A 6,098-nucleotide genomic window follows, 5' to 3' on the forward strand; every position below is an offset into this window, starting at 1 on the left:
TTCACAGCTTCCAGAACAAAACTTGACAATAGAGTATAGGTTTGAAAGTTCAAAAACGTTGCCAATAAGCGTATTATTGAAGAGTTGACGGCTGTATCCTGCCATTAAAATGACAGGGATTAGCCTTAGACGCTCCTAAAATTACAATATTTCTGATCCGTACAACCTTATTCGCTTTATCACGTCTTTTTTGTCCCGCTCGACGCAGGAGAGCGGTCTTTCCCAAAAAGACGAAAAGGAAGAAAAAAGGTATAATAAATGAGGGTGAGGGCTCTTTTGAGTTAGAACGAGAACCCGACAGCTCAAATCTGCATAAATTTCGGTCTAAGTTCTCTTTCAAATCTGTTTTTTCTTTCTTTTTTTGTAGAGCCGCCAGACAAGCTGGCGGGGGCGCTTATATTTACCTTGTAAATCGGAAATCGGTTTTTGGAAGTTAAGGGACGTATTTCTCAGCCCAGGGAGCATTTCTTCAGTATATAGCCCCTCTTAATTGCGGTGCCTATTTTCTCGTTTTTTTCTTGTGAGCAGGCCAGCCATAACCCCCCCGCGGAGCAGGGAGAGAAAACCAAAATATTTCATTCGGGATTCCGGAATAGATAAATCAGTTAATCAGGAACCGCTTTCAATATTCATCTTCATCTAATACCTGTTTTGAGCCCGCATACTCTCCAATGATAGGGATATTCTCCCCGCACACGGGACAGGTCTTTTCAGGAGTGATTTCGTACTTTTCGATGTCAAAAAAACCGCGAGAGATCAACACTTTACCGCAGTTCGGGCAGAAGGTATTGTTGTATTCCTGCCCCGGGACATTCCCTACATAAACATACTTCATTCCTTCTTCAGTTGCGATCTTATGGGCGGCCACGAGAGTTTCTACAGGTGTCGGATAAAGGTCCTGCATCTGGTACTGGGGGTGGAAGCGCGTGAAGTGGAGGGGAGTGTCAGGCCCGAGGTTTTTGTAGATCCATTTCGAAAGTTCCCGGAGCTCTTCGAGAGAGTCATTGTGTTTCGGGATGATGAGGGTCGTGATTTCCACATGGATCCCGAGCTCCTTTGCAAGGATGGAGGACTCAAGCACTGGAGCCAGTTTTGCGCTGGCAACGTCATGATAGAACTTTTCAGTGAAAGCCTTGATGTCGATGTTGGCAGCATCCAGCCGGGGGGCAATGTGCCTGAGGGCTTCCGGGGTCATGTAGCCGTTGGTCACGTAGACGGTCGCAAGGCCCGCGTCCTTTGCCAGCTTTGCGCTTTCGTATGTATACTCGTGCCAGATCGTGGGCTCGTTATAGGTCCAGGCAACTGACCTCGAACCCGATATAAGCGCCCTTTCCACCAGCTCTTCCGGAAGGATATCTGTTGTGTAAGAATCTTCCACGCAGGTCTGGGAAATGGTCCAGTTCTGGCAGTGTTTGCAGCGGAAGTTGCATCCGACAGTTCCTACCGAGTATACATAGGAACCCGGATAGAAATGATAAAGCGGCTTTTTTTCGATAGGGTCCACAGCTTCGCTGGAAACCGTACCGTAAATAAGAGAATAAAGATTACCTCCCCGGTTTTCCCTTACTCTGCAAAACCCCCTCTTTCCCGGGGCGATTTTGCACCTGTGGGCGCAGAGCCCGCAATGTACTTTATCAGCTTCGAGTTTCTCGTAGAACATGGCTTCTTTTATCACAACAATCCCCATAGAATGATTGTTTTTTTGGGTAATAACGTTGCCGTTAGAGATTTTCTCCAGTCGGGTGTGGAAAAAATGGGTGTGCTCTTTGATTTGCTCTAATCAGGATTTTTGAGTAACAGTTTCAGGAATCTCCTCCCCATTGTAAAAAACTGTCCGAAAAAAACCTGTATTTTTGTATTTCAAACCTTTATTTTGTCTACTGTTTTGTATTCATCAAAATTTTAAAGCCTGTAAGTAACCTCTCCGTGGTGGAAAAATTGCAGGGGAATTACTATGCTTACCCTGCAAAATTCAGTCTACTTTCCAGGCAAACACGATCCTTGACCCGTCTTTCATGTCAAGGGCCCGGAAGACTTCAAGCCCGTAGCTGCCCAGCATCTCTATATATTCGGTAAAGGGGACGCTGTTTTCAAAACTGTATCCTGATCCTCCTTTTTTTACGTCTTCAAAAGTCCAGAGGTTCCAGTCAAGGCTGAGAAGAGGGCTGGATTTCATTTTTTCATCCGGGACCTGCCTGGTCACAAAAACGCCTCCGGAGGTCAGGGCTTCGGAAATCTTCGGGATAAGGGAAGGCACTTTTCCTCCGGGATTAAAGGACGAAAATATAACATCATATCCGCCTCCGATTTCATCATTAAAAAAGTCCCCTGGAATTATATCCACTCTTGAAGCTCCATACTTTTCTATGAAATCTTTTGTCTTTTGCGTAACAGGTGGGAGGTCGAAAACAAAAGCCTGAAGGTTTTCATTCAATTTTGCAAAAGCGATTGCATAGAGCCCGTGTCCTCCCCCGAGGTCAAGCAGCTTTTTGACATTTGTAAAATCCACATTTTCCTGGACAACCCGGACCGTTTCCTGAAGCAGACCACAGCGCGCGTTTTCAGCCATACATTGGACTACCTCCCCGAAAAAAGGCCCTTTCTCAACAATCTCAGGTCCACTCTTCATAATCTGCGGAAGGCGGACCCAGAGTTCAACATTCCTGAGCCTTTCGGCAAGGTAATGCTGCTGAGAAAACGGAGAGCTTTCCAGAAGATACGTTGCACTGAGTTCCGAGACCAGGTACACTGCCCCAACATTTTTTTCTCCGGGACCAGGGTTTTTGCCCTCAGATCCAGCTTCGGATTCGCCTTCGTTTTTTTCCTCCATCTGCGCATTTTCCTCTTCTTCATGTGCCCCTTCCTCAAACCTGTCAAGGAACCCGAGATTGTGGAGGGACTCGCAAAAGTGGGGCATAAGCACAGGATCACAGCCAAGTTTTTTAGCCAGGACTCCTGCTGATAAGGGGACTTTAAGAGCTTCAAACACTCCAAGCTCAAAGGCCGCAGCAATAAGCTTGCACTCCCTCAGACCCTGAACAGAGGAATCAACAAGCTTGAAAAATCGGTCGGCATCTACCAAAGGTTTTTGCATTAGGTCAACAGACGTTTCAGTTTGATTTTTAGCTTTATTTTCCATACCATTTCTCCTATTTTCTATACTATTTCTCTTATTCATTACTTCTTCTACACATCTTTCTGGTCCAACAGGACACGATTTATAGTTTATAGTAAAGTTTGACAGTTTCTAATAAAATTTCACAGGTTCTCTTAAAGTAAATGTAAACTAAGTAAAATGAAGTAAGTAAAAACAGGTAAATCGGGTACAGGGTTACAAATTCTTGCCCCGCACCACTACCTGAAACCGACAATTTTTCCTTCCTCCATGAAAGCGATTTCATCACTCATCCATTCCACAACCTGCACATCGTGGGAGATGAATAGAAAACTGATCCCATACTCAGTTTGCAGTTTTTTGAGAAGGAAAAGGACCTGGGCCTGGACAAGCGGGTCGAGCATGGAAGTGGGCTCATCCGCAACTATGAACTCCGGTTTCATGCCCAGGACTCTGGCTATTGCAACCCTCTGGAGCTGCCCCCCGCTCAATTCTCCGGGATAGCGGAAAAGCAGCTCCTCACTCAGGGAAACAGCCTCGATAAGCTCCTGTATCTGTTCCCGTTCTTCGTCTCTTTCGCAGAGCCTGTGAAGCCTCAGGGGTTCGGCAATGGCATCATAGACCTTCATCCTCGGGTTCAGGCAGGATTCCGGGTTCTGGAAAATAATCTGCATTTTTGTCCCCAGGTTTTTCAGGGTACTGCCTTTGAAGCCTGAGATGTCCTGTCCATCAAAAAGGACCCTCCCTGCAGTGGGCTCCAGCAGCCTCAAAACCGTTCTCCCAAGTGTGGATTTTCCGCAGCCGCTTTTCCCAACAAGTCCCAGGGTTTTCCCTCTCCCGATCTCAAAACTGATTCCGTCAACCGCCCTGTGGACCTCTTTTTTGAACAGCCCTGAATAATAGTACTTTTTCAGGTCCTCGACCTTCAACAGTGCCATGTTTCCTCCTCTACAAACCTGAGAGCAGACTGTGCATTAAGTGAAGGCTGTGCTGCAGTTTCCTTTATCCTGCCCTTTTCAGATAAATGACAGCGGATAAGGCGTTCATCCTCAAGTCCCATAAGTGCCGGATGAATCTGGAAACAGGCCTCAAGCCGGAACCTGCAACGCGGATGGTACCTGCAGCCGGAAGGAGGGGAAACAAGGCTTGGAGGTTGCCCCGAAACGGTCCTGAACCCCTTTCCGGGAAGCGAGTGGAGCAGGTCAAGGGTGTAAGGATGTTGGGGGTTAGAAATGATCTCTGTCGCCTTTCCTATTTCTATGATTTCTCCGGCGTACATGACTGCAATTCTGTCCGCGAGCCTGCTGGCAAGCTCCAGGTCGTGCGTGATCAGGAGCATGGAAGAATTTTCCTTGCGGACAAGCCCGGCAATCAGTTCCGCAATCTGCAATTTCGTGTCCGTGTCAAGCCCTTTTGTTGGCTCATCTGCGATCAGAAGTCCGGGCCTGAGGGCAAGCCCTATTGCGACCATGACCCTCTGCAGCATCCCGCCGCTGAACTGGTGCGGGTATTCGCACCCCCGGGAAGAGCTTATCCCCACAAGCTCAAGCATTTCTCCGGCTTTCTTTTCGGCTTCCTTTTTTCCCATGCCCTCGTGGTAACGGTAGATTTCTGCAATCTGGCTTCCTGCAGAAAGGACAGGGTTGAGACAGGCTGAAGGGTTCTGGAGCATTATTCCTATTTCCTTTCCCCGAAAGCGCCTCATTTCCTTCTCGGGCAGGGTAAGGAGATCCGTACCTCTGTACACTATCTTTCCTTCCAGGTTTGCTTTACCTGAGAGCAGCCTCAAAATGGCTTTTCCAAGGGTGGTTTTTCCACAGCCGGTTTCCCCGATAAGCCCCAGGATTTCCCCTTCCCTTATCTCAAGGGAAATATCCTCGTTGGCTCTTGCAATGCCTTTTGAGGTTTTGAAAGAGACGTTCAGGTTTTCTATTGAGAGAAGAGGAGACCTCACTTTGCCAGCACCTCCTGATTTGCAGGCTGCCCAAGGCTGTCCCTCAAACCGTCTCCTGCAAAATTGAACGCAAAGACTGTGAATATTATCATCAGGCCCGGGAAAAAGGTGAGATGGGGAGCTGTACGGAGGTATGGGATCCCGGCTTTGAGCATGGAGCCCCATTCAGGGTCCGGAGGCTGAATCCCGAGCCCGAGAAAACTCAGGGCTGAAGCAAAGATTATAACGTGTGCAATCTCAAGGGTCCCAAGCACGATTACAGGTTCCATGCAGTTTGGAAGGATATGTTTTCGCATAATGTAGAAGCTTGAGGGCCTCAGAGCCCTTGCAGCCTCCACAAAAGCCCTCTTCCTGAGAGACAGCACCTGCCCGCGTACAAGCCTGGCATAAGCAGGCCACTGGGTAAAGGCAAGGGCAAGGACAACACTTGAAAAGCCCGGGCCAAGCAGCCCTGCAATCACAAGGGCAAGGATGATGTTGGGAAAAGCCATTACGACGTCCACTCCTCTCATTATGACTTCATCGAGCAAGCCTCCCCTGTACCCTGAAATCAACCCTATGGCTGTGCCTGCAACAGACGTTGCTGCAACTACAAGAAGTCCGATGCCCAGAGAAATGCGCGTGCCGTAGATAACCCTTGAAAAGATGCAGCGCCCAAGCTCATCGGTTCCGAAAGGATATTCAGTAGAAGGAAAAAGAAGCCCGCTGTCAAGCCTCTGGGCAAGGGGGTCATGAGGGGCTATCCTGGGGGCAAACAGTGCCAGAATGCAAAGGACAGCAATAAGCAGGAGGCCTGAGACTGCAAGTCTATTCTTGCCGAACTCCCCGAAAGTCAGCTTTTTTTCAGCCAGGTATGCCTTTTCTGTAATCTCAGTTTTTTCAATAACGTCTGTCATCTTTTAATCACGCCTGTCATATCTTATCCTCGGGTCAAGCACTGCATACAGGATATCGACGGCAAGGCTGGAGAAGGAAAAAAGCACTGCAATAAAAAGGACACAGCCCTGGACCTGTCTCTTATACACATCT

General features: G+C 48.1%; 5 protein-coding genes. All 5 read right to left on the reverse strand.

What is annotated here, in order from left to right:
* Positions 1–622: 622 nt before the first annotated feature.
* A complete protein-coding gene (gene amrS / locus EO92_RS10490; protein WP_048171447.1) occupies positions 623–1,687 on the reverse strand; it encodes an AmmeMemoRadiSam system radical SAM enzyme in 1,065 nt (354 codons plus the stop codon).
* A 285-nt stretch (positions 1,688–1,972) separates the two neighbouring features.
* The gene (locus EO92_RS10495) at positions 1,973–3,094 is read right to left on the reverse strand and encodes an acetylserotonin O-methyltransferase (RefSeq protein ID WP_235283293.1); all 1,122 of its coding nucleotides are present in this window, start codon (positions 3,092–3,094) and stop codon (positions 1,973–1,975) included.
* A 260-nt stretch (positions 3,095–3,354) separates the two neighbouring features.
* Entirely contained in the window at positions 3,355–4,053 is a 699-nt protein-coding gene (locus EO92_RS10500) for a dipeptide/oligopeptide/nickel ABC transporter ATP-binding protein (protein ID WP_048171451.1), read from the reverse strand.
* Positions 4,041–5,069, reverse strand: coding sequence for an ABC transporter ATP-binding protein (locus tag EO92_RS10505; protein WP_156165789.1), 1,029 nt, complete (start codon positions 5,067–5,069; stop codon positions 4,041–4,043). Before EO92_RS10505 ends, EO92_RS10500 begins: the two co-directional genes overlap by 13 nt.
* The gene (nikC, locus tag EO92_RS10510) at positions 5,066–5,965 is read right to left on the reverse strand and encodes a nickel ABC transporter permease subunit NikC (RefSeq protein ID WP_048171453.1); all 900 of its coding nucleotides are present in this window, start codon (positions 5,963–5,965) and stop codon (positions 5,066–5,068) included. Before nikC ends, EO92_RS10505 begins: the two co-directional genes overlap by 4 nt.
* Between the last annotated feature and the right edge of the window lie 133 nt (positions 5,966–6,098).

It is taken from the genome of Methanosarcina sp. 2.H.A.1B.4, from assembly GCF_000979385.1.
Taxonomy (GTDB): domain Archaea; phylum Halobacteriota; class Methanosarcinia; order Methanosarcinales; family Methanosarcinaceae; genus Methanosarcina.